This is a genomic window from Pseudoalteromonas sp. J010, from assembly GCF_003934235.1.
In the GTDB taxonomy this organism is placed as follows: Bacteria; Pseudomonadota; Gammaproteobacteria; order Enterobacterales; family Alteromonadaceae; genus Pseudoalteromonas; species Pseudoalteromonas peptidolytica.
Genome location: NZ_RDBW01000039.1, coordinates 21,942 through 44,170, shown reverse-complemented (window position 1 = coordinate 44,170; position 22,229 = coordinate 21,942). Strand labels below are relative to the sequence as shown.

Annotated in this window: 19 protein-coding genes; 5 read left to right on the top strand and 14 right to left on the bottom strand. The window is 42.3% G+C overall.

Translation table 11 applies throughout. From position 1 onward, the window contains the following. Positions 1 to 468: 468 nt before the first annotated feature. A complete protein-coding gene (locus tag EAG18_RS18865) occupies positions 469 to 1,095 on the bottom strand; it encodes a LysE family translocator (protein ID WP_125253911.1) in 627 nt (208 codons plus the stop codon). A 357-nt stretch (positions 1,096 to 1,452) separates the two neighbouring features. On the opposite strand from EAG18_RS18865, the gene EAG18_RS18860 reads away from it, so the two are divergent. The 3 genes from EAG18_RS18860 (at position 1,453) to EAG18_RS18850 (ending at position 5,015) form a co-directional block, all read left to right on the top strand. Further along, the gene (locus EAG18_RS18860) at positions 1,453 to 2,814 is read left to right on the top strand and encodes a phosphatidylserine decarboxylase family protein (protein WP_125253910.1); all 1,362 of its coding nucleotides are present in this window, start codon (positions 1,453 to 1,455) and stop codon (positions 2,812 to 2,814) included. A 227-nt stretch (positions 2,815 to 3,041) separates the two neighbouring features. Continuing rightward, a complete protein-coding gene (locus tag EAG18_RS18855) occupies positions 3,042 to 4,067 on the top strand; it encodes a hypothetical protein (RefSeq protein WP_125253909.1) in 1,026 nt (341 codons plus the stop codon). Positions 4,068 to 4,172: 105 nt separating this feature from the next. Next, positions 4,173 to 5,015 carry a glycosyl hydrolase family 18 protein gene (locus EAG18_RS18850; RefSeq protein ID WP_125253908.1) on the top strand — a complete coding sequence of 281 codons (843 nt, stop codon included), beginning with the start codon at positions 4,173 to 4,175 and terminating at the stop codon, positions 5,013 to 5,015. Between the two features lie 111 nt (positions 5,016 to 5,126). Here EAG18_RS18850 and EAG18_RS18845 read toward each other — a convergent pair whose 3' ends face one another. Together EAG18_RS18845 and EAG18_RS18840 are read right to left on the bottom strand one after the other, a co-directional pair. Beyond that, on the bottom strand, positions 5,127 to 6,392 hold the full coding sequence (locus tag EAG18_RS18845; protein ID WP_125253907.1) for an amidohydrolase family protein: 1,266 nt from the start codon (positions 6,390 to 6,392) through the stop codon (positions 5,127 to 5,129). A 90-nt stretch (positions 6,393 to 6,482) separates the two neighbouring features. Continuing rightward, positions 6,483 to 8,228 carry an MFS transporter gene (locus EAG18_RS18840; protein ID WP_125253913.1) on the bottom strand — a complete coding sequence of 582 codons (1,746 nt, stop codon included), beginning with the start codon at positions 8,226 to 8,228 and terminating at the stop codon, positions 6,483 to 6,485. Between the two features lie 74 nt (positions 8,229 to 8,302). On the opposite strand from EAG18_RS18840, the gene EAG18_RS18835 reads away from it, so the two are divergent. Continuing rightward, positions 8,303 to 10,723 (top strand): hypothetical protein, encoded by a 2,421-nt coding sequence (locus tag EAG18_RS18835; RefSeq protein ID WP_125253906.1) that lies wholly within the window; start codon positions 8,303 to 8,305, stop codon positions 10,721 to 10,723. Between the two features lie 84 nt (positions 10,724 to 10,807). On the opposite strand, the gene EAG18_RS18830 is transcribed toward EAG18_RS18835, so the two are convergent. From EAG18_RS18830 to EAG18_RS18810, 5 genes are all read right to left on the bottom strand, one after another. Beyond that, positions 10,808 to 11,332: a GrpB family protein gene (locus tag EAG18_RS18830; RefSeq protein ID WP_125253905.1), complete on the bottom strand. Its 525-nt coding sequence runs from the start codon at positions 11,330 to 11,332 to the stop codon at positions 10,808 to 10,810. 8 nt (positions 11,333 to 11,340) lie between these two features. Then, positions 11,341 to 11,736 carry an ACT domain-containing protein gene (locus EAG18_RS18825; RefSeq protein WP_125253904.1) on the bottom strand — a complete coding sequence of 132 codons (396 nt, stop codon included), beginning with the start codon at positions 11,734 to 11,736 and terminating at the stop codon, positions 11,341 to 11,343. 198 nt (positions 11,737 to 11,934) lie between these two features. Beyond that, positions 11,935 to 12,357, bottom strand: a complete 423-nt coding sequence (locus EAG18_RS18820; protein ID WP_125253903.1) for a GFA family protein — start codon at positions 12,355 to 12,357, stop codon at positions 11,935 to 11,937. A gap of 2 nt (positions 12,358 to 12,359) precedes the next feature. Then, on the bottom strand, positions 12,360 to 12,818 hold the full coding sequence (locus tag EAG18_RS18815; protein WP_125253902.1) for a YaiI/YqxD family protein: 459 nt from the start codon (positions 12,816 to 12,818) through the stop codon (positions 12,360 to 12,362). Positions 12,819 to 12,918: 100 nt separating this feature from the next. Then, entirely contained in the window at positions 12,919 to 13,716 is a 798-nt protein-coding gene (locus EAG18_RS18810; protein WP_125253901.1) for a PhzF family phenazine biosynthesis protein, read from the bottom strand. A 328-nt stretch (positions 13,717 to 14,044) separates the two neighbouring features. On the opposite strand from EAG18_RS18810, the gene EAG18_RS18805 reads away from it, so the two are divergent. Further along, complete coding sequence (locus tag EAG18_RS18805; protein ID WP_125253900.1) at positions 14,045 to 14,230, top strand: hypothetical protein; 186 nt, start codon at positions 14,045 to 14,047, stop codon at positions 14,228 to 14,230. A 270-nt stretch (positions 14,231 to 14,500) separates the two neighbouring features. Here the strand turns inward: EAG18_RS18805 and EAG18_RS18800 are convergent, their stop codons facing one another. From EAG18_RS18800 to EAG18_RS18775, 6 genes are all read right to left on the bottom strand, one after another. Then, positions 14,501 to 14,791, bottom strand: coding sequence for a PilZ domain-containing protein (locus EAG18_RS18800; RefSeq protein WP_125253899.1), 291 nt, complete (start codon positions 14,789 to 14,791; stop codon positions 14,501 to 14,503). A gap of 8 nt (positions 14,792 to 14,799) precedes the next feature. Further along, on the bottom strand, positions 14,800 to 15,183 hold the full coding sequence (locus tag EAG18_RS18795; protein WP_125253912.1) for a response regulator: 384 nt from the start codon (positions 15,181 to 15,183) through the stop codon (positions 14,800 to 14,802). Positions 15,184 to 15,264: 81 nt separating this feature from the next. Then, positions 15,265 to 19,158: an ATP-dependent RNA helicase HrpA gene (gene hrpA, locus EAG18_RS18790; protein ID WP_125253898.1), complete on the bottom strand. Its 3,894-nt coding sequence runs from the start codon at positions 19,156 to 19,158 to the stop codon at positions 15,265 to 15,267. A gap of 119 nt (positions 19,159 to 19,277) precedes the next feature. Continuing rightward, on the bottom strand, positions 19,278 to 19,706 hold the full coding sequence (locus tag EAG18_RS18785; protein WP_125253897.1) for a CBS domain-containing protein: 429 nt from the start codon (positions 19,704 to 19,706) through the stop codon (positions 19,278 to 19,280). 78 nt (positions 19,707 to 19,784) lie between these two features. Beyond that, the gene (locus EAG18_RS18780; RefSeq protein ID WP_125253896.1) at positions 19,785 to 20,813 is read right to left on the bottom strand and encodes an isoaspartyl peptidase/L-asparaginase; all 1,029 of its coding nucleotides are present in this window, start codon (positions 20,811 to 20,813) and stop codon (positions 19,785 to 19,787) included. Between the two features lie 507 nt (positions 20,814 to 21,320). Continuing rightward, a complete protein-coding gene (locus EAG18_RS18775; RefSeq protein WP_125253895.1) occupies positions 21,321 to 22,031 on the bottom strand; it encodes a SapC family protein in 711 nt (236 codons plus the stop codon). Positions 22,032 to 22,229 lie beyond the last annotated feature (198 nt).

The window sequence follows — 22,229 nt, the reverse complement described above, 5'->3', positions numbered from 1 at the left end:
GTCCTGCTATCGCCAAGGTTCCTACATCCTTGTAGGCAAGGCAAAAATTTTGCTATTTAGTTGTTCTAAATGAGAAATTTTTAACGCTGTTAGCGTCAGATTTACTCCTTCAAATTGAGCAAGTATTAAGTCAAATTGGTATTACTATCGAAAATTAGTCAAGCAGCGACTGAGTACAAGCCACGAAAAACGGCAGCTAAGCCAAATGAAGCAAAACTTCTCGCTACTTGGTAAACAGTGGGATCCGCCGATACTGAACACTATCAACTTTTCCCGCCATAGAGCATACCTTCAGCACCATCTTCTATCACTTCGATGGCCAACTTATCTGCCAATGTTTGGCAAGCTCAAACTTGGTATACTGCGCTGATAAGAGCGCAATCCTTACAACAGACATATCTTTGCAAATTGTAGACTTTTCCATGTACCACCCAATTGGTTTATCTTGTTCGGTAACCCTGCTCTGCTCTACTTCTCGCTGGCGATAACTTTCCCAGCTAACCCTAGTAGCAACATACCCGAAGCGCCCTCAAGTGCACGAGAATAACGCGTTGTATTCGGTTGATTAAACAGCCAGCTGCCAGCAACTGCATACGCTAAGTTACAAACCGTAGCCAAAACACTAAATAGTATCCCTAGTATTAAAATTTGTAGCGACGTTGATGGTGCTGCAAGATCCACAAATTGCGGTAAAAAAGACAAAAAGAACAAGGCTACTTTGGGGTTCAGCACACTAACTAAAATACCTTGGATAAAGACATTACCCGTTTGAGTTTCAGGTTGTTTTAGCCCTAGCTGACTCTCGCCACGCCACATTGACCTTATTGATTGAACGCCTAAATAAACTAAATAGGCAGCGCCAAGCCACTTCACCACGCTAAATGCAAAAGCTGAGCTCGAAATAATTGCCGACAATCCTAAACAAGCAGCAATCGTATGAACAAAATAACCAGTACCTAAACCAAGTGCAGCCTGCAGTCCTGACGACATTTTTCCTTTCATGGTGTTGGATACGATATAGATGACATCAGGACCAGGAATAAGGTTAATCGCTAAACAAGCTATAGCGAATAAAGCGAGAGTGTGTAATTCCATAAAAATTTCCTTTTATATTGTGGCTTTTTAACATTAAATGAATAAGCCATATTTTTATCAATTTTATGTCTCAGTTGCTAGTGCTAAGCCACCAGCACCAGCGTTCACAGTCTTCGATTTCGTTCTTACGTATTTTTTCTTCTGTATTTAAAGGGGTATATTTTTGTTCGCTTAATACCTCAGGGGCAATTCCTCTAGTCGGTATATTTTCAAGTATTTGTCAGTAAAATTTGCGTGTAGGTAAACCTCTTTATAACTGCCCAAGATGTAATTCTCTGTAATAGTCATCCGCATAAAACTGAACTACATTCTTCTTGACCCGCGCCATCACCCACTCTTATTAAGGAGAGCACTCAAATGAAAGAAATCATGAATATTTTACGCGTTGTTAGTGAAAGTCGTCAGGCAGAAATTAGCCCTGAAGATAAACACAAGGTTGAGCAAATTGTAAAGTGGCAAAAAGAAACTTTGACTCAAGCTGAACTGGCTTTTTCTGGTAGCTATGAACCCGCAGTTCAGGCACTTTCAGATTACCTTTCATGCACACCGAGTAGCGACAGTACCGCAAGGCGTTTCGCCACCCAAATGTTAACTGAGGTACCCGAGCCGTATCGAGCTTTCGAGACTCTGTCGCAATGGCTCGTTGCTATTAACTACGTTATTCAACGTGCCCCCGAGTTCGATAAAGAAACTTTCCCTATGTCTAAACTATTTGTTTTCTATATGTTTGTACCATCAGGGAATAAGCTGTTCGTTATGAATGAGTTTAATACGAAGCTAACGCAAGTACTTCAAGCGTGGCAGACTTACTTAGACTCAGAAGAGTCTAAAGTCGTGCTCAATCCCGAAGGCACTATCCCCGCACCGACGGGCTGGCTATCTCAAAGTGCCCAAGAGCAACTTTGTCTATCTCAGGCAAAAAACTATGCAGATAGAGCGCAAACTTACTGGGGCTTTACCTCATATAATGATTTTTTCCATCGAGAGTTAGATCTTGACACTTATCGACCTCTTCCTGCCAATGACTCCAATAAAATAGTCGTATCTGCAAATGATGGTACTGTTTATCGCATAGCAAGAGACGTGCAATACTGTAACCAGTTCTGGTTGAAGGGCCAGCCCTACTCATTGTTTGATATGCTCGGCGGTAACGCGATTAGCAAAGAACACGATGCTCCCACCCCTTCTTATCTCATCGAGCCTTTTGTTGGTGGAGATGTGATGCAATCCTTCCTCTCTGGCGCGGATTACCACCGTTGGCATGCACCAATTTCAGGTAAAGTCGTGCGCAAACAAACTATTGAAGGATTTACCTTCAGTGAATTGCGTAGTGAGGGCTTTGATGCCAGTGCTGGCACTGAATCTCAAGGCTATCAAGCTATGGTAAACACGCGTGGTATTGTTTTTATCGAAGATGAATTCGGTAGAGGGCTAGTTGCTGTGATCCCAATTGGGATCACCGAGATTTCATCGGTAGAAATCACAGTTGATGAAGGCCAATACGTCAAAAAAGGTCAAGAGCTGGGTTATTTCAGCTATGGTGGCTCAACCTTAGCATTGGTATTTCAGCGCGGTATGGTAGCGTCATTTATGGCAGAGCCAGCCAGCGATGATGCGCAGTTCCCAGCTTGTAAAAGTGCAGAGAATTGCCCTGCAGAAAAAGGGTGCCTGCGAGTACGCTCTGCGATTGCTACGTTGCATGACCCGCAAAAATGTTAAGCGTTATCACTTTGTTACAAAGCGCTATTTAGCTCCTCTGTGGAGGAGCTAACGTGAGCTAGCTGTGTTCTTTGGTGATAAACGAGCTTAAAGAGGAGCATTAGCACCTCTTTAATCGCTCAATTACCTCTTTTGAATACTCAATCTCGTCATTGTATTGAATGACATGTCATCTTGATCTCACGTTAAATAAAACTGGCACATCTAACACCAACTAAGGAAGAGTCATGGCGCTCATAATTTACAAGACTGAAATATCACAACCGCAACAATTTTCAGATAAGATACAGACATTGCTTCAGCTTATTCACCAAGGTATGCCCTGCACCGAAGCACTCATAAAACAAAAACAAATCGTAAAGTGCAACTCAGAAGAACAATTTATTGAAATGTTATGCCTAAAATTAATGGGCTCTATTTTACTTTATTTACACCAACTTCATTTATCGGTGGGCACTGGAAAACTGCTTGAGTTACATACCCAAGACCTCTGGACACTAGCCGTTTTAAATAACCACAATTCAGAGAAAGAGCGCATTATTCTCTCGGAGATATTGGCTAAATACAACCTAGTTGATAGCAACGCTTTAAATAAAATAGCGCGTTTTTATCACCGTTATAACTTAGACTATCCAGCAATAAATTTGGGCGCATCGTTTGATGAAAAGCTGACCTTATATAATGTTATTTGTTATTGTGAACAGGCATTTACATTGTCTGAAGAAACAGTGACTACAGCTTATCATTGGGCGACGCAAAAAGCGCAAAACCTGAGTGACTTTGCCCGCTATTTTTGCATTTATTTAGCATGGGTAAACAGCCAATCAAAAACCCTCACCTCACCGGATAATCTCATTGAGACACTGGCACCTATCGTAAATAGTAACTTAAACTGCCCAATTACCGAGAGCGAACTAGACGTGGTTGCCCTGCAACAAATGATAAAATGCTGGTATCAAGATGGAAATAACTTTGGGTTTAGTGGCTTCACGTCAGGACTACTTAGTATTGTCCTGAATATAGATTTAAAGTCTGAGGACGTGGTGAAAGATGCTAGCGCCTACCTTGACGCGTTGCAAACTACATTACGWAGTACCAGCTGCAATGCCTATTATATGTCTCAGTCTGGGTTATCCCATCATTATTTATTCAACTCACAACGTGGTGAAGTCATTCTCAAACTAGACAGGCAGGGTTACCTGAGCCTATTTAGCCACTGGCCAAGCCCTTCTATATTTAATCTACACTTATGAGCTATTTAGCGCACCGGCTATTTATTGTAATCCCCTGTAATTTCATATATCGGCAAACTTAGCTAATTTGTAATAGTTGATTGTCTTTTCATAAAAGGAACTAGCATGTCAAAAACGATTACCTACTACAATTCAGGCGCTATCCCGCTTATTAATGCCAGCGAGCTGCCCTATGACGTGGTTAACCTCGCATTTTTGTCTGCAACAAGTGACAGTCCGTTTACTTTAATACTGAATGGTGCGGTCGCAGCCACTCACTCCAGCTTCACCAACGCAACCGTTGAGGCAATCAAGGCTATGCAGCAAAAAGGGCAGAAAGTGCTTATCTCTTTTGGTGGTGGAGACATGGATTATAATACTTATCGTCTACAATCCACAGATACAGCACAGTTAGCAGAAGCGCTTGCAAAATTTGTAAAAGACCACCATCTCGATGGTGTTGACATTGATTACGAAGACAGTGCTGCATTCATCGGCAAGGCTGGATACGACGGCGCACAGTTTTTGATTGCCTTAACTCAGGAACTCAGAAAGCAACTACCAAGCCCAGACTTTCTTATAACCCATGCACCTCAGCCTCCTTATCTGGAGCAAGGAGATGCTATGGCAGGATATATTGAGGTAGTAGAACAGGTAGGGCAAGATATAGATTGGTTAAATGTGCAGTTTTATAACAACCCACCTTGGAGCGCCAACCCAGACCAAATAGTTAACTCATATTTTAACTATATTAAGTTGCCGAATATGTCTCCTGAAAAGGTAGTGTTAGGATTCCCCGTTACCATGCGCGACGCAGGCTCCGGATACATGCCAGCAAGAACCATAGTTAACGAGGTGATTATGCCTATTCAAAACATTGCTAAACTGGGTGGCGTTATGAATTGGCAATTCTCCAGCGACCAAAACGGTGATTGGATCAACACCATTTCAGAAGCACTGAATAGATAAATGTACGCCAGTGAAACAGATAGCAGGCTACCTTTTGTAGCCTGTTAAGAAGAGACATTAATGTCGGTAAAAGGGGTTTGACGAATGCGACACCAGCCTTGGGTTGCTTTATTACCGTTTCTCTACTTTGCCATCTTTCATAACAAAAGTGACATTTTCCATCACACCAATGTCTTTGAGCGGATTGCCTTTAACCGCAATAATATCAGCAAGTTTCCCCGCCTCAAGCGAGCCTAATTGTGTATTTTGCTTGAGTAACGTCGCGGAGTTAATGGTAGCGGCCTGCAAAGCCTGTAGTTCAGTCATGCCAAATTTCACCATACGGCTAAACTGCTTGCCATTGTCGCCGTGAGGATAAACCCCAGCATCAGAGCCAAACACCATATTCACGCCCGCTTTTACCGCTTTTGTGAAACTGGCACGCTGAGTAGCCCCAACTTTACGTTCTTTATCTAAGCTCTCYGCTAAAATTCCCGCTTTTTCGCCCTCGCCTAGAATATATTCAGTATTGTAGATGTCCATAGAGAAGTACGTGCCTTTATCTTTGGCTAGCTGAATGGCTTCATCATCAACAAAACTGACATGCTCAACCGAGTTCACACCCGCTTTAATTGCGGACTTGATACCGTCAGTACCATGCGCGTGGGCTGCAACCGTTAAGCCGCGTAGGTGCGCTTCGGTTACTATCGCCGTCATTTCCTCTTGAGAATATTGCTGAGCTCCCACTTTAGTGCCTTTAGACAATACCCCACCCGTTGCACAGAACTTGATTAAGTTAGCACCATATTTAATATTTTCACGTACTTTTTGCCTTACCGCCCAAGGCCCATCTGCAACCCCTTCTGAAAAGACTTTATGCTCATGGGTTAAAAGGTTGTTGTCACAATGACCGCCGGTGATCCCAAGAGAAGGGCCTGCTGCATTTACACGCGGGCCTGGTACGTCACCATCAATAATGGCATCTCGCAGCGCGATGTCAGCATAGCCAGCAGCACCGAGGTTACGAACAGAAGTAAAGCCCGCATCCAGTGTGCGCTTGGCGTTTCTAACACCGGTGATCGCTGCTCGAGGAGCGGTGCGTTGCAACCTTTTGTAGCCATGAACATGAGCATCTGAAGTCAAGTGGACATGCATATCAAATAGACCGGGTAATAATGTGTGACCGCTTAGGTCTATCACCTCTGCGCCCTTTGGATAGGCTTTACGATTTGACTTTCCGACTGAGGTAATTTTATTGTCTTCAACGACCACAGTGGCAGGTGAGATAAGCTTGCCTGACACCACATCAATCGCAGAGTCAGCGTGTAAAACATACGTTTGCGCATACACACTGCTGGAAACAAAAAGCACTGTGCTCATCCATATTTTTTTATTCATGTTACTTCCTCATTTTTTGCTTGAGTGTAGAAAGAATATGGCTTGCAAACAAACCGATCGCGACCAATAACTGTTCCCATTTCAATAGTGCTATGTTTTTCTGTTTATTATCACTTTGTTGAACCAGAATAATGCAATGGCAGTGATAAACGCGATAGCGGCAAATAGTCCCCACATTAACTCAGGTGCCGCCATTTCTTGTACTAACACTTTATAGCTCCAACCAGATAAAAATCCAGCAAATAAGAAGCCCAGCGCCATAGAAACAAAATAGTATCCCATATACAGCGCAGCTTGAGATTGAGGCGCGATACTCGCGACATATTCTTGGCTTTTAGGAGAGGCAAGCATTTCACCCAGCGCGATAAGCAATATGACAGTAACAATGAGCTGACCGCTTAGCCAGTTACTATCGCTAAGTAATGCGAAAAACGCAACCGCCATCACCAGTAAACCTGTGACTAGCACATAAAATGGTCTAAATCGCTGACAGAGAAAGCTCACCAAAATTTGTGCGACCACGATCGCCGCAAAGTCTAAGTTGATGAGATACTCAGGATTGATTTGACGATATTGTACGAGTTGCTTAGCAAGGGCTTGCGCTTGGTGCTGTGAAAGTGTCTGTCCATTATCGTGAAGCGCGTTTAGCGTTTGTAGTATCAACTGTATTTGCTCATGGGGGACATTCACTTTGAGGTGAACCCATTCCAGCCTAATGGTTTCAATGGATACCATGCCACTTTCCTTAAGCTCATTGAACAGCGTAAAAATAGCAGCAGTTAACTTATCAATATCAACATACGCTAAAAACGCGACGCCAGAATCGCCAAACCACGCCAATATATCTCGGGTATCTGCATAATCACGGATATACACAGGTAAAGTATAAAACAGCTGATTATAAACAGTCCAAAAGCCTGCAAGGATCAGCAAATATAACGCAAACGGCAGGTTACTCACCTTCATCGGTTGTTGCCACCATGCTTTAGTCGACGCTCGATTTATAAGCATTCTGTCCCACACCCAGTTAGCTACTAACCAGATTGCAATCCAAGTAAACGCCTGACTGTAGTCAGAAAACCCAACGCCTGCCGACATCAATAGCGCCAGTGCGACAAACAGCGCAAGTGCTAAACGGGTATTACCCAGCACCGACTGTGCCGTTTTTAATACTTGAGTAGGAGATTGCTTGGTTTTAGGTAATGTTTGCGGGTCTTTGTAAAATAACATCAAGGGGATAAAGTTTATGGCAATCCAAATCGCCGACATCATAAATACCGCATCCCAGCTAATAGCGCGCATATACCCCGCAACCAAAGGACCTAAAAACCCACCAATATTCACCATGGTATAAAAGATCCCAAATCCCAGACCACGATTACCATCGTTTGTACTGTGGCTGACGGTGCCAACAACCACAGGCTTAAAGCAAGCAGCCCCCAGCGCAACAAAACTCAGCGCAGCAAAAAACGGCCAAAAACTCTGTGCCTGTCCCAGTAAATAATAACTTGGCGTCATCACCAAAAATGCAAAAAAGAACATCTTTTTATACCCTACGCGATCCCCTAGCGCACCAGTTACAACAGGCAAAAGATATAAAAAGAAGGGAATAATCCCCTGCACTGCGCCACGCTCTATATCAGTAAAGCCAATACCACCTTGTGATTTTGGGGTTGTCATATAAATTGATGACACAGCGAAAAAGCCATACCAAGCGAGCCGTTCAAATATTTCCATAATATTCGCAATGTAAAACGTGCGACCAAACCCAGAAGACGACTTTGACCGATTTGTCTCATTGAGATCTGGCTCACACCACTGCTGCTGATTTTGCATAATGACAATACCTGTTATCTTTGTTATTTTATATTGCATACAATATACACCAATAATAGCGAGAACAAAGTATCATGTCTTTATTTTATTTATTCCCAACCATTTCCTTTTATAGACAAATACTCTTCCTGCAAAAGCAACAACTTGTATTTGCTCCTTTGATTGCATTACTTGCTTTACTCAGCGGATGCCAAACTACGCAAAGCTATACCGTCGCTATTCCAAGCCCAGCTGATATGCGATCGGAAGTGAGCGTTAATGGCCGAGTCAGTACACTGAAGCACATCGATATCCAACACGTTGGTAAACAAATTCCGCTCACTTATAGCGAAGGAAAAATAGCTAACTCGCGGGGATATGACTGGTGGGTGAGTAAACATTTTGCACTCAAAAGTGACCTGCCTGAAGACAAAGTAAAACTTTATTTAGAATTACTTGAAATGTCTTACCCTCATTATGTTGAATTGTTTGGTATGGCACCCGCCGCGATTGATAAGAAGAGGATCGCTGTCGTTTATGGCAGTTCACGCCAACGTACAAAAGAAGCCATGCTGGACGATGGTTTTTTGCGAGGCGTACATAAAACAGCTGGCGGCGAAACTATGTTTTATAACCGTGCAGGGTACAACTTTCCGAGTCATCGCCAGCATCACCAGCGCTACATCGTGATCCACGAAACTATGCATGCGTTTCATATGGCACTGAACGGTCACTCAACTTGGGCACCCAATTGGATCACCGAGGGGATGGCAGATGCCATTGCAAGCCACGTATATGATCCAAATAAAAAGCAGTTAACTGTGATGGTTTTTGACCGTGCTCCAATGAATTATCTGCACTTGGGTTTACAGCAGTATTATCAAAATGGCCTGCCATCTTTTGAAGCCATCAATGACGACCCATCGCTCAAACGCGGGCTCAACTTTTTTATCGTACATTTTTTATTGAGCGATCCTGAGCGATATCAATATTTTAAACGCTTTATCGGCAAATTAATGGACGCAAATCCTCACTCTSAAAACACCTTGCCAACTGCTAATGCACTCTTAAAACAGACCTTCCCCGGTTGGCCTCAACTTGAACAGCAGTTTGCAGCGTTTGTGCGCTCTGCCACGCCAAGTTTTTATATTGTCGATGGGCCTTGGGAGCAAAACGGTGCCACATATTGGCTCAGAAATACCGAAAGCAAAGCTCTTAATCGTCTCGATATTCATCCAAACTTTTCCTCTACACATGCCGTGATGGATTTTCCCGCCCCCGATAAAACACCTTTAATCAACTCACTTGATGAGCATAGTGTTGCAGCAGTAATCGACTTAGAACCAGAGCAGATAAAACGTGGGGAAATTGGCTTTGCGTTAATCGTTGATTTAACAATCGAGAGCTTAGATGCGCGTCTCGGGCGCGTTAAACCAAAAGAAGTTGATTTTAGTAAAGACAACTTACTGCAATTTACCCTTCAAGAAGGGGTGAAGTTAACAGTCTCTAGCAATCAAGCATTGTTTCCTGCAAAGTCTATCGCACTGCTGCCGCAATTACGCACGGATATTAAGCTATATCATCAAGTGGCGCTCACGCTTTCAAAGCAGGACGATGCACTGATTATTAAAATGAAAACACAACACCATGAGCAATTAGCTAGGTTACCATTACGCCAAATCGACATTTCAGCGCTTAGCTTGCAAAAAATAAGCCTTATTGGCCGAAATAATAATCATAGAATAGCGCCCTACTTTGCTGCGCATAATTACTTAATCACGAATGAACAAACCACTAATCCTTGGCAATTTAACGATGCAGCGCTACTTCGCAGAGCTTTTAACACTTGTGTGGAATATAGCGCTCAGTTAAGTGATTGTATGACCCCACTTCGCGAAATCTTTAACAAACAGAAATCAAGAACAGTCACGGAAACTGAGCATAAAACCCTCAACCACTTGATGCAAAACTGGCAATCAACACTTGGCGACAATGCGCTATTTACCCTAAGTGGTATCAACATCCAAAGCTATTTTTCTGACGAAAAGCACTATCTGTACGTCAACAACCCTAGTAATCATCATATGACACTAAGTATGGCTAACTACTCTGAAACTCTGGATTTTGGTGAGCACCGTATTGAATTGCCAACACCAAGCGTTAAAAGCTTAATGATTCATTGGAACGGATTAACACAACAAAAGCCACTTCTAACGCCAAAGATACCTTTTGATGGTGTTCAAATGAAAGTTAGTGTTCGTGATAATATCACCATCACACTTAACGGCCCCTATTCAGGTGCGTCAAGTGGTGTATTGCGTGTTAATTTTATTCCATTTCACTCATTCAAAAATGATGAGCCACTTTGGCAGCTGCCCGTTACCTTTGCACCTTATGAAAGTAAAACTTTTAGCGTAGATAAGTTACGGGGATTAAAAGATGGCGTACTTAAAATAACCGGTGAGTTTGACGTTGATGGTGAACCACTTCAGTTGACTAAAACCATTAACCTGTAATGCCAAACCCTTGTAGCGAGCAGCGTATATAAAAACGCTACTCGCTGCTATGAGACGCCATTATATTGAAATCTGAAGCCGAAGTTATAGCGCCGATAATGTACGCTTTACAAACGGAGCTTTGGCTTTGCCATAGTCATCTTGTTGAGCAATACCTTGTGCTATGATTTGCCGCTTTTGTTCCTCATATTCTGAGCGAGCTTTGACATTATCAAGCATATACGCTTTAAATTGCACCTGCTTGTGATGTTCTTCACTGTCCTGTTCGATAATATGAGCATGAATTTGGAACAGTTCACCTTGAAACCGTACCGCAATATCCTTACGTGGCCTAGTAGGAGGAAATGGTTTGTCACTATGCTGATTTTCAAAGCCAAGCTTGGTTAGATGGGCAACTGCTTTTGTTAATTGACCGGGCTGATACAGCACAGATATATCAATGATCCCTTTACCTGCTACTTTAAACGAGCTTGAGCCAAAGTGTAAAAAACGAAGCTCTGGATGTGCAATTTTCTTTATCACTTCATCAGCGACTTCAATAAATATTTCGCGCCATGGATTAAAGCTTGCTGGCACTAACTTGTATGGTACAAATTCAATGACTGACATACACACTCCTAGGTTGCCAAGTTTTGAATCGCAGATATCGCTTTACTCGCATCATCTGCTGGTACAAAGATGTGATCATGATAAAAACCCGCGAAAACATTTGCGCTAACATTGACCTCTTTTAACGCATTTGAGAATGCTGCGGTCAGTCCCACCGCTTCAAGGCTAGAGTGGACTTGTAAAGTGATTTTATTCATCACACATGAATAAGCCAGTTCATGAGCATCTGCGACCGATTGTTTAACAACTAATGTTAGCCCTTCGTGTTCAACAAAAGTGGCGATAGGGTCTAGTGTTAGACACTCTCGCAAAGGCTTGTCTACGGTGCAAAAAACATAAGGTGTGCTATCTAACTGTGGTGAGATCTCTTTCAATAGCCGCGAAAGTTCATTAATTCCTGCCACTGTTGTCTCCTGATGTTAAAGTTATACCAATTTTCTTAATTAAGTGGTCTATTTTGAGGAGAGAAAATCTTGTCGATAACCCCGCTACCGCGCCCTGCTATCGCCAAGGTACCTACCCCATGTAATCAAGGCAAAAATTTTGCTATTTAGTTGTTCTAAATATGAAGTTTTTAACGCGTTAGCGTCAGATTTACTTCTTCAAATTGGTATTAAATCTCGATTCGGTTCAAACGCATCATATCGCGGTAAGCAGTCGTCTAAGTCATCCCAATTGGCTTTGGAAGAGACAAAATTATGCGACATTGGGCGTTCATTAATATCTGAATCTACAATGCCAAGGCGGAGCCTAATACGGTTAGGGTCTGCATCGTTTGAACTATAGATTGGGCTCGCGCAGTGTACGCAAAAATGGCGCTTTCGTCCCGGTTTGACTGTATATGCCTTGAGCGAATCTTTACCACTTTGCACTATAAATTCGTCTGCTTTAACAAAGCCGTTGGTTGCATAAGCGGTCCCTGTTGATTTTCGACATAACGAACAGTGACAATGGATGATGTCAGAGATAGCACCACGGATTTCAATTTTTACAGTTTGACACAAGCAGCTCGCTTTGTAGCCCATATTTAATCCTTTTTATTTCTGGTGATCCAAGTATCTAATTGATTTGCGAAATTTTGTTTATCAGATTGAGATAATGGCGGAGGACCTTGTGTTTGTACTCCGCTGGCACGCATAGTATCCATAAAATCACGAATGTTTAAACGTGATTTTATATTTTCTTTGGTCAACAACTCACCGCGAGTGTTTAGCGCAGTGCATTTTTTTTCAATAACCTCATCAGCAAGCGGAATATCACCCGTGATCACAAGATCCCCCTCATTGACACGCTTCACTATTTCATTATCAGCAATATCAAAACCCTTTGGGACTTGTAGTTTCTGAATAAAAGGAGATGGCGGGGTCTTTAGGTACTGATTCGCAACCAAAGTGACAGTGGTAGAAGTACGCACTGCAGCTCGAAATAACATTTCTTTGATAACCACGGGGCAAGCATCAGCGTCAACCCATATTTGTCTTGTCATAGTGACTCTTTTTCAATTTAATGCTGAATACCTTTGACACTCAGCTAACCTATTAATTTGAGCAATGGTTCAAGCTCTTACTTGCACTAAAACCTGATGTCTACTCGTCATCAATGTCAAACATGCCTTTGGCATATAGTACACCAAACCCAGACACAATCACATTCGCCCCCGTTACCTCACAAAATAACTCTCCACCACGTTTAGAGAGTTGATGCGCATGAAGATTATATTTTCCGAGTACATCTGCCCAATATGGTGCAAGGCCCGCGTGAATTGAACCCGTAACGGGGTCTTCATCACCGCCATTGGCTGGCCAAAAATAACGAGATACAAAGTCAACACTATCGCCTTTTGCAGTAACAACAACATCATATGGTGCAAGCAGTTTCAACGCTTCACTGTCATATTTACAATCACGTACCTGCTGCTCGTTATCTGCGATAACGAAGTAAGCTTGGCGATTTTTGAGTACTTGAGTGGGTGTTATGCTAATTCCTTTAAGTAGCGCATCTGGTACATCCGCTACAATTGGTGCTAGATTCGGAAATTTCATCACAATTCTACCGTCAGCGGATTGTTGGATGACAAGTATTCCAACCTCCTGAGTATGAAAGAATATTTCACCAGAGTTTCCTCTACAGTTAAATAATACATAAGCCGCAGCTAAAGTAGCGTGTCCACAGAAATCAATTTCAGTAATGGGTGAAAACCACCTGATCTCATAATTACTTTTATCTAAAGCCTTAACAAACGCGGTTTCAGACAAGTTATTTTCAGTGGCTATTTGCTGCATCAACTTATCACTAAACCACCGCTCAACCTCTACCACTGCGGCGTTGTTACCTCCAAACCGCTTACGAGTGAAAGCGTCTACCACAAAATACTCGAACCGCATCTGTTACTCCTTTTAGAAATATCTGAAAGTAGGATATAATTTACTCCAATTGGGGACGAATACATAATTAAATGCACTGCTGTTCAGGGATCTATATCAATTAGCTTAATAGAGCTGTCTATGTTGAGGTACTAAAACCTTCGTCTAAAACATCGCGTTTAGATGCCCTCATCATCAAGATATTTACATGCTTTGAATCAAATTTACGCCCTAAGATTGATCATGTATTAAGTCGAAACGGTATAACTAGCCAATCGCAAATCAATACGTGCAGTGCCATAACCGTCTGCTAAAAAGACACTAATACCAACCTATAGTCGAGGCTTATATGTTTACAGATGCTGTTTTATCTATCTTATGTTTATACTCTCTAGCTATGTTGATCACTAGCTTATTAATGATAGCAACAACCCCCAAAGACAATGAAGAAAAGCGCAAACAATCAATCACTGAATACACCATGTTCGCACTGGCATCCATCGCCACTTTCTTTGTGTCGTTTTATACCCTGTAGATATAGGTTTTATATACCAGCTCACTGTTGGCAATAAAGTTATTTAGAAAAAATGGGGTTATGCTGGTGGTACCAGTGCTGTTTTAGGTATCAGCTTCGATACCTCTACATCTTTTAAGTCAAGTACATACTCGCCAGTAGAGGCTTTATTGGCGAGTATATTGCGAATATTGACACTGTGATGTGCGCCAGTGAGGTATAAAATCAAACGCGCTTGATTGCATAACATCAAGTTGATAACAAAAAGACACTCTCAATATAGGGCTTGGACTAATTAAATTTGGTGATCTCTAAACCTGCAATCCATTGACCGTCTTGTTCTTGACTGCAACGTATCACGGTAGCATGGGCACTCAAAGGCTGGATCATATCACCACTTGAATCAATAAAAATATCAACAACAGTGTTTGCTTCTACAGGGTCTGATATTGTTACAGAAAGGCCTGTAGCACTAAGATCATGACACACCCCTTGGTGTGTTTTTCCGGACTCTAGCTCTCTTAATTGTGCCACCGCATCCACAGACATACGCATAAAGCGACGTTTATCTTCATTGATCATGTGTGCTCCTACACCATTGATTTTATTTTTTCTAATAACGACTGCATCGAAAATGGCTTAACTACGTACGCATCACAGCCGGCATCAAAACCTGCTTTTTGTTCTTTTTCAGATTCTAAGCCTGACACCATCAACACTGGAATGTTCTTCGTCTCTGGTGTGTTTTTCAGCATCCGACACGTATCATAGCCATCAAGCCCAGGCATACATACATCTAATAAAATTGCATCTGGAGGATCTGCAATTGCATTAGATAAACAGCTGGTACCTGAATTGGCATAACTAAGCTCAAACACCCCAGACAATGCGACCTCGAGCATTTCATAATTAAAATACTCGTCGTCAACCACTAACAGGTGCGGCGTATTTTTCCTTTTCTCTCGTGTGGACATAACCAATGCCGCTTCCTTCTCACAATCCAAAACTTTACTTCCTCATATAATAAAGTAACTGTCGTACTCTAAAATGCAAGTTTATATTTCACACTCTTTTATTGCGTTAAGAACACGTTTAGCCGAAATTGGATAAGCGGTTCCTAATGTTTGAGCAAACAAAGACACGCGAAGTTCCTGTTGCATCCAAAAAATATCTTTAAGCGATGGTGGTATCGGGAATCCTGATGGGACTTTTGCTAACTTATCTTGATAAGCCGCCGCTACCTTTTCCAATTCTAGTACACATAACCTATCTCTGTTTGGATCTACAGCAAGCTTTTCAAGTCTTTTTTCTATGGCTTTCATATAGCGTAAAATGTCTGCGATTTTTTGTGCCCCGTGTGCTGTTACAAAGCCCTTAAAAACAAGATCAGATAGCTGCGATTTAATATCACCATGCGCAGTGATCATGGTTAAATCAACACGTCCTTTCATGCGTTTATTGATACTATGAGCTACGCTGAGCAGTGACTCAACTTGTTTTGCTATCTCAACAACCGYATCACCTAATTCAGCTCGAATGTATTCTTTAGCCTGTTCAAATGCGTTGTCATCCCGCACCTCACCAAATTCGAGCAACAGCTTATCCACTCCAGCAGCAGTACAGTCGTCTATTAAGTCTTGCACTTTACCAAAAGGATTAAAATATAAGCCAAGCTTTGCCTTATTAGGTAAATGTTGCTGTAAGTACTTCACGGGTGAAGGTACATTAAGCAAGATTAGCCTCCGTACACCAGCCTGATGTGCCGCTTGTGCTTTTGTTTCATTATCAAAAAGCTCTATTGCTGCGCTTTGCTTTTTATCAACCAACGCGGGATATGCTTTAATCTCATAGTTCCCTTGTTTTTTGGTGTACTGCTCTGGCAACTCTCCAAAATTCCACTGCTGAATATCGGTTTGCTCAATCCCCTGCTCGGCGACTTGGGAGAGCGTTTGTGTCACTTGCCCCTGCAACTTGGCCTTAAGCGAACTTAAATTAAAACCGTGAGCAATTACTTTTCCGTGTTCATTCACCACTTGAAACTGCATTTTTAAATGTGGTTCAAGCGAACTTGTATCCCAGTCGGTCTGCGCAACTTTGACTCCAGTCATTTTAAGTAGACGATTTGCAACCGCTTCCAAAAATGGACCTTGCATTACCTCCACAGAGGCAAGCACAGCATCAGCATAGTTTGGCGCGGGAACAAAGTTCCGTCGTAAGGTTTTTGGTAAAGATTTAATCAATCCACATACCAGTTCATGCCTAAGTGCAGGAATATGCCAATCAAAACCCTCATCGTTAATTTGGTTTAGTAACGCCAGTGGTATATTAACCACCACGCCATCAAGCGCTTGGCCAGGATCAAAGTGATAACTTAGCGGCAATATCAAGTTATCTTGTTGCCAAGTATCGGGGTAATCTGTGGCATTAATATGATCCGCACCATGCTTCATTAGCAGTTCTCGGGTCATGTGTAAAAAGCGCTTGTCTTTTTGCTTTTTAACTCGCCACCATTTGTTAAATGCAGCGCGGTTATTCACATCCTGTGGAATTCGGTCATGGTAAAATGCCACTACATCTTCTTCATCAACCAAAATATCGCGACGCCTAGCTTTGTCTTCAAGTGCTTGCACTTCCTCGACTAACTTTTGGTTTGCAGTTAAAAAGCCTTCACTTTGTCCAAGTTGCCCGTTGGCTAGGGCTTCTCGAATGAAAATTTCGCGGCTAACTACAGGGTCTATCTCGCTATATACTGTGCGCTTACGACCTACGATAATCAAACCGTAGAGAGTTTGTTGTTCAAATGCGATTACTGCACCGGCCTTTTTTTCCCAATGCGGTTYACTATAACTGCGATTAACCAAGTGCTTGGCTAAAGGCGCTATCCAGTTCACATCGATTTTTGCATTGACCCGTGCATACAGTTTACTGGTCTCTACCAGCTCTGCCGACATCAACCATTTTGGACTTTTTTTGAATAAACTTGAGCCTGGAAAAATATGAAACTGACTATTGCGCGCCCCTTTAAAGACCTGCTTTTGTTTTTCGTCTTTCACCCCAATATGGCTCAACATACCACTGAGTAAGGCTTGGTGAATAGCTTCATCTGCTGCGGGTGTATTATTGACTTTAAAACTCAGCTCTTCACACACCGTTGTGAGCTGATACACAATGTCTTGCCATTCGCGCACTCGCATATAGGCTAAAAAATCTTTTTGACATTGCTTTCTAAACTGATTTCGGGTTAGCGCTTGTTGCTGGGCTTCAATATAGTTCCAAAGATTAAGATAGGCGACAAAATCAGAGTGCTCGCTCTCAAAACGACTATGCTTTTCGTCTGCTACTGCACGCTTATCCTGCGGCCGCTCTCGGGGGTCTTGAATGGATAAAGCCGCAGTGATTACAATAGCCTCCCAAAGTGCGCCATTTTGCGCACCAGACATGACCATTTTGGCAAGTCTGGGGTCTATTGGAAGGCGACTTAGCTTACGCCCAGAATCAGTGAGTTGAGCTTTTTCTCTACGTTTTGCAGGTACAATCGCTTCAAGTTCCTCGAGTAGCGACATACCATCTTTTATATTTCGGCTGTCAGGCGCTTGAACAAATGGAAATTGACTAATATCACCAAGTCCAAGTGCAAGCATTTGCAGGATAACTGACGCAAGGTTTGTTCTTAAGATTTCAGGATCAGTAAACTCTGGGCGGCCAAGAAAATCTTGTTCACTATACAAACGAATACAAATACCTGATGCCACCCGCCCACAGCGACCTTTTCGCTGATTGGCACTGGCTTGAGATACAGCCTCAATCGGTAGGCGCTGTACTTTGGTGCGATAACTATAGCGGCTGATCCGCGCAGTACCAGGATCGATAACATAACGTATACCAGGTACAGTCAAAGACGTTTCTGCCACATTTGTCGATAATACGATACGGCGCTGGCTGTGCGGTGCAAAAATACGATTTTGTTCAGCGTTTGAAAGGCGCGCATAGAGGGGTAATACTTCGACTCCTTTTAAATTACGCTTTGCCAAGGCATCAGCGGTATCACGTATTTCACGTTCCCCGTTCATAAATACCAGAATATCACCTGGCCCTTCTGCACACAGCTCATCAACTGCGTCAAAGATCCCTTGTAGCTGATCGTTCTCTGCTTCGCTATTTTGTGGGTCAATATCTTCGACTGGGCGATATCTTACTTCCACCGGATAGGTTCGACCTGAGACTTCAATAATCGGCGCGTCATTAAAATGTTTGGAGAAACGCTCAGGGTCAATCGTTGCAGAAGTAATAATTACTTTTAAGTCTGGGCGTTTAGGCAAAAGCTGTTTTAGATAACCTAAAATAAAGTCAATATTAAGGCTACGCTCGTGCGCTTCATCTATGATGATGGTGTCGTATTGATTTAGGAATCTATCTTGCTGAATTTCAGACAGTAAAATACCATCAGTCATTAATTTTACGTAGGTATTATCGGAAACTTGATCTGAAAACCGAATTTTAAACCCTACTTCTTGCCCCATTTCACAACCAATCTCCTCTGCAATACGAGTCGATACACTTCTAGCGGCAAGCCTTCTAGGCTGAGTGTGGCCAATGTAACCATCCACACCGCGCCCAAGTTCCAAACAAATTTTTGGTAACTGAGTGGTTTTACCAGAGCCGGTTTCACCAGCGACAATCACCACTTGGTGACTAGCAATCGCTGCTTTTATATCTTCTTTCTTTTGACTTACTGGTAGCTGTTCAGGGTACTCTACTGCCGGGATATTTGCGCTTCTCGTTACCTTTAGTTGCTGGCTTTTTGCAATTGCTGCTGCGATTTTTGCAATAACCTGCTTTTGTTTTTCTTGATCGGTAATTTTTTTCGCACCATGAAGGCGCTTTTTGAGGACGAAGTAATCCTTTTTAAGACATGAATTTAGCTCTTTAAACAGCGAGTCAACCTGCACTACACGACACCTTGTGATTACATAAAACGCCGTGTAGTTTAGCAAATCAAGTAGGACGAACCCAACTAAATTTCATCAGTACGTCTTATTTTGCGCTAATAAATGTATTACTAAAGGCGTTATACGTATCGTTGCCCAGACATATAGGTATCATGTAAATGTTTATCTATTGCGAGTAATACATTCGCCCGGCTGATCACGCCCAGCAAGCGCTTATCTTCGTCAACAACAGGGTAGATTTTGGGCTTATTACAACTCATCATATCTGCGATTTGCACGATACTATCTTCACAATTTACACATAACGGGTCTTTTGTCATCACATCAGACACTACACTATGAGACTCATTTTGATACGTTGCCTCTAACATTTTTTTAAGGCAATCCTGTTCAGACAAAAAGCCGATGACTCGTCGACTTTCATCGATGACAGGGCCACCAGATTGTCCACTTTGAAGCAGTTTTTCAACTGCAGCTTCTATGCGCATATCTTGATTAAATGTTACAGGTCGATGATTTAAGTAGTCTGCGACTTTTATTGATTGCATTGCCCATCTCCATTAAAACGCCAGCTATCATAGTAATAGTAGTTGGCGTTTTAAGAAGTTGCTTAATCTAATATTGTTTTAGTCGCGATAAATACCTACGTACGTTTCGGTGCTTGAGGATTTACTTGCTCGATACATTCCTGCTGTATTAAACGGCATGCTGATATTGCCATTGGGATCTACAATTATCACACCGCCGGTGCCACCAACAGGGTAAAGCGTGTCAAAAATAACCTCTTTGCCTGCTTTTTCTATCGACTTACCCTGATAAGCAACGCGAGCGCAAATATCGGCCGCAACATTATACCGAATAAAATACTCGCCATGGCCCGTTGCAGACACTGCACAGGAGCGGTTATCTGCAAATGTGCCTGCACCAATCACAGGTGAGTCACCTATTCGTCCAAAGCGTTTCGCCGTCATCCCACCTGTTGACGTTCCTGCAGCTAAATTCCCATGCTTATCAAGCGCCACGGCACCGACAGTCCCCACCTTATATTCGCTCTCTAATTGCTGATGTGCTGCTTGATAGTCTTTCGTGGCGGCTTCTTTCATCTGTAATCGCTTTTTTGCCTTTAAGAGCGACTGGTAACGAGCATCAGTGTCAAAGTAGTTATTTTCCACTAACTCAAAACCGCGTCTCTTAGCAAAATCTTCAGCACCATCACCACTTAGCATGACATGTACAGAGTGCTGCATGACTTCTTTTGCCAGATTGATGGGGTTTTTAATGTGCTTTACGCCAGCCACTGCGCCTGCTTGACGGTTACGACCATCCATAATTGATGCGTCTAATTCATGACCTTCATCGTAGGTGTATACGGCACCTTTCCCCGCATTAAAAAATGCAGAGTCTTCAAGAGTATTAATGGCTGCCGTTACTGCATCAAGACTTTCTCCACCTTGTGCCAGTACCTTATAGCCAGCCTCGACGGCTTCTTTTAATTTAGCTTTGTATTGTTTTTCTTTTTCCGGCGTGAAGTTACTACGCTCAATTGTGCCCGCCCCGCCATGAATAGCGATTGCAAATGGCTTTGATTGCGCCTCAGCCATCACACCTGTTGTCGTCAATGCTAGCATGAATGCAAACAAAGAAGTTTTATTCATTTTTTTACCTTGGTTCTTTATTGTGCCAACAGCATGTGATGAACTATAGAAGGATGCAAGTATTCACGTTGAAATGTTTGTGGATTATTAAGTTAAAGATGATTTTTTATAACAATTATCTTAATTAAGTGGTCTATTTTGAGGCGAGAAAATTTTGTCGATAACCCCGCTTTTGCGTCCTGCTCCTACCGAGGTGCCTATGCCCTATAGGCAAGGCAAAAATTTTGCTATTAAGTTGCTCTACACTAGAGGTTTTTAACGCAGCTAATGTCAGATTCATTCCTAAAATTGAGCAAGCATTAAGGTTAGTTGGTATTACAGTGAGGCAATTGTTTTTGAAAACGCCACCCGTCATATAAACATTTCATCATAGCAAAAGGTCGATTCGATTAGTTTTATCGCATGAAGCATCAAGACTTACAAAGAGCAAAGGTGTGACTTTTAGAGCATAAAAAAAGCGCTTCCTCTGGAAGCGCTTCTATCGAATCATTCTATATCTAAAAGCGTTTAGCTAGCTTCGCGCTGTGCTTTAATACGAGCTAGACGCGCCACTTGATGCGTAGAAGTCAAAAATGCGAAGATCGGAGCTAAATAGCCACGTTTACGTAGCTCTAGGAAATCTTCGTCACCTAACTCATTTAACTTGCGCTCATCTACAAGATAGATACCGTTGATGTCTTTCTTCTCACCACGGATCTCTACAGTTAACGTTTGTTGAACTAAAAGCTCTTTGTCAGCAAGATACTGAGTAAATGCTTCAGTTACACGAGCAAACTCAACGTAGCTTACTAACGCTTCTTTACGACGTGCTAAATACTCAGTCTCTTTACCGTCTTCAAAAAGCGCATTGCCTTCTTCTTCACCAACTAACGGGCTTGCTTCATCAATCACAATACCAAACTGATCTTGCTCTGGGTGCTTAACTAAACCAAACGGGTAACGAGCTGCTGCCATTGGTACAAAGCTACCAGTCCACTTGTCGCCTTCAACAAATAGATTTTCATTTGGCTGAAGACCAAACATAGCAACCGCTTGAAATTGACCAGTTTCTGAATTTTTAACAAAAGCCATCGGGAATTCAGTCGCTACACGTGCAAATTCGTGTGCAACCACTGGCATTAAGTGCTGAGTTTTAAGGAATTCAACATTCACGCCGTTTTTAACTTTAATGTTAGCGTGCTTCTCGTTGTGTAAAGGCTGCACTTGTTGCTCTGCCATAATACTGCTCCATTATTTTACGTATTTGTTACTTTATTTATTGCCCCTAAGGCTAGCGGTTTTCGGGGCAAATTGGAAGTTAAATATTTATTTAACCTGAGCCTTGAATAAGGAGTGAGCTAACGTTGGGATTGTTAAGACTCGCTATATTTAGCTCTCTACCTAATTAAAAAGTTGTATTGTTGCGACCGTCATCTT

Coding starts and splice junctions, on each gene's coding strand:
- EAG18_RS18820 (WP_125253903.1), bottom strand. CDS start 12,357: ATGGGCTACAAAGCGAGCTGCTTGTGTCAAACTGTAAAAATTGAAATC.
- EAG18_RS18865 (WP_125253911.1), bottom strand. CDS start 1,095: ATGGAATTACACACTCTCGCTTTATTCGCTATAGCTTGTTTAGCGATT.
- EAG18_RS18780 (WP_125253896.1), bottom strand. CDS start 20,813: ATGAATAAAACTTCTTTGTTTGCATTCATGCTAGCATTGACGACAACA.
- EAG18_RS18805 (WP_125253900.1), top strand. CDS start 14,045: ATGTTTACAGATGCTGTTTTATCTATCTTATGTTTATACTCTCTAGCT.
- EAG18_RS18795 (WP_125253912.1), bottom strand. CDS start 15,183: ATGTCCACACGAGAGAAAAGGAAAAATACGCCGCACCTGTTAGTGGTT.
- EAG18_RS18815 (WP_125253902.1), bottom strand. CDS start 12,818: ATGACAAGACAAATATGGGTTGACGCTGATGCTTGCCCCGTGGTTATC.
- EAG18_RS18800 (WP_125253899.1), bottom strand. CDS start 14,791: ATGATCAATGAAGATAAACGTCGCTTTATGCGTATGTCTGTGGATGCG.
- EAG18_RS18860 (WP_125253910.1), top strand. CDS start 1,453: ATGAAAGAAATCATGAATATTTTACGCGTTGTTAGTGAAAGTCGTCAG.
- EAG18_RS18775 (WP_125253895.1), bottom strand. CDS start 22,031: ATGGCAGAGCAACAAGTGCAGCCTTTACACAACGAGAAGCACGCTAAC.
- EAG18_RS18830 (WP_125253905.1), bottom strand. CDS start 11,332: ATGTCAGTCATTGAATTTGTACCATACAAGTTAGTGCCAGCAAGCTTT.
- EAG18_RS18785 (WP_125253897.1), bottom strand. CDS start 19,706: ATGCAATCAATAAAAGTCGCAGACTACTTAAATCATCGACCTGTAACA.
- EAG18_RS18810 (WP_125253901.1), bottom strand. CDS start 13,716: ATGCGGTTCGAGTATTTTGTGGTAGACGCTTTCACTCGTAAGCGGTTT.
- EAG18_RS18840 (WP_125253913.1), bottom strand. CDS start 8,228: ATGCAAAATCAGCAGCAGTGGTGTGAGCCAGATCTCAATGAGACAAAT.
- EAG18_RS18850 (WP_125253908.1), top strand. CDS start 4,173: ATGTCAAAAACGATTACCTACTACAATTCAGGCGCTATCCCGCTTATT.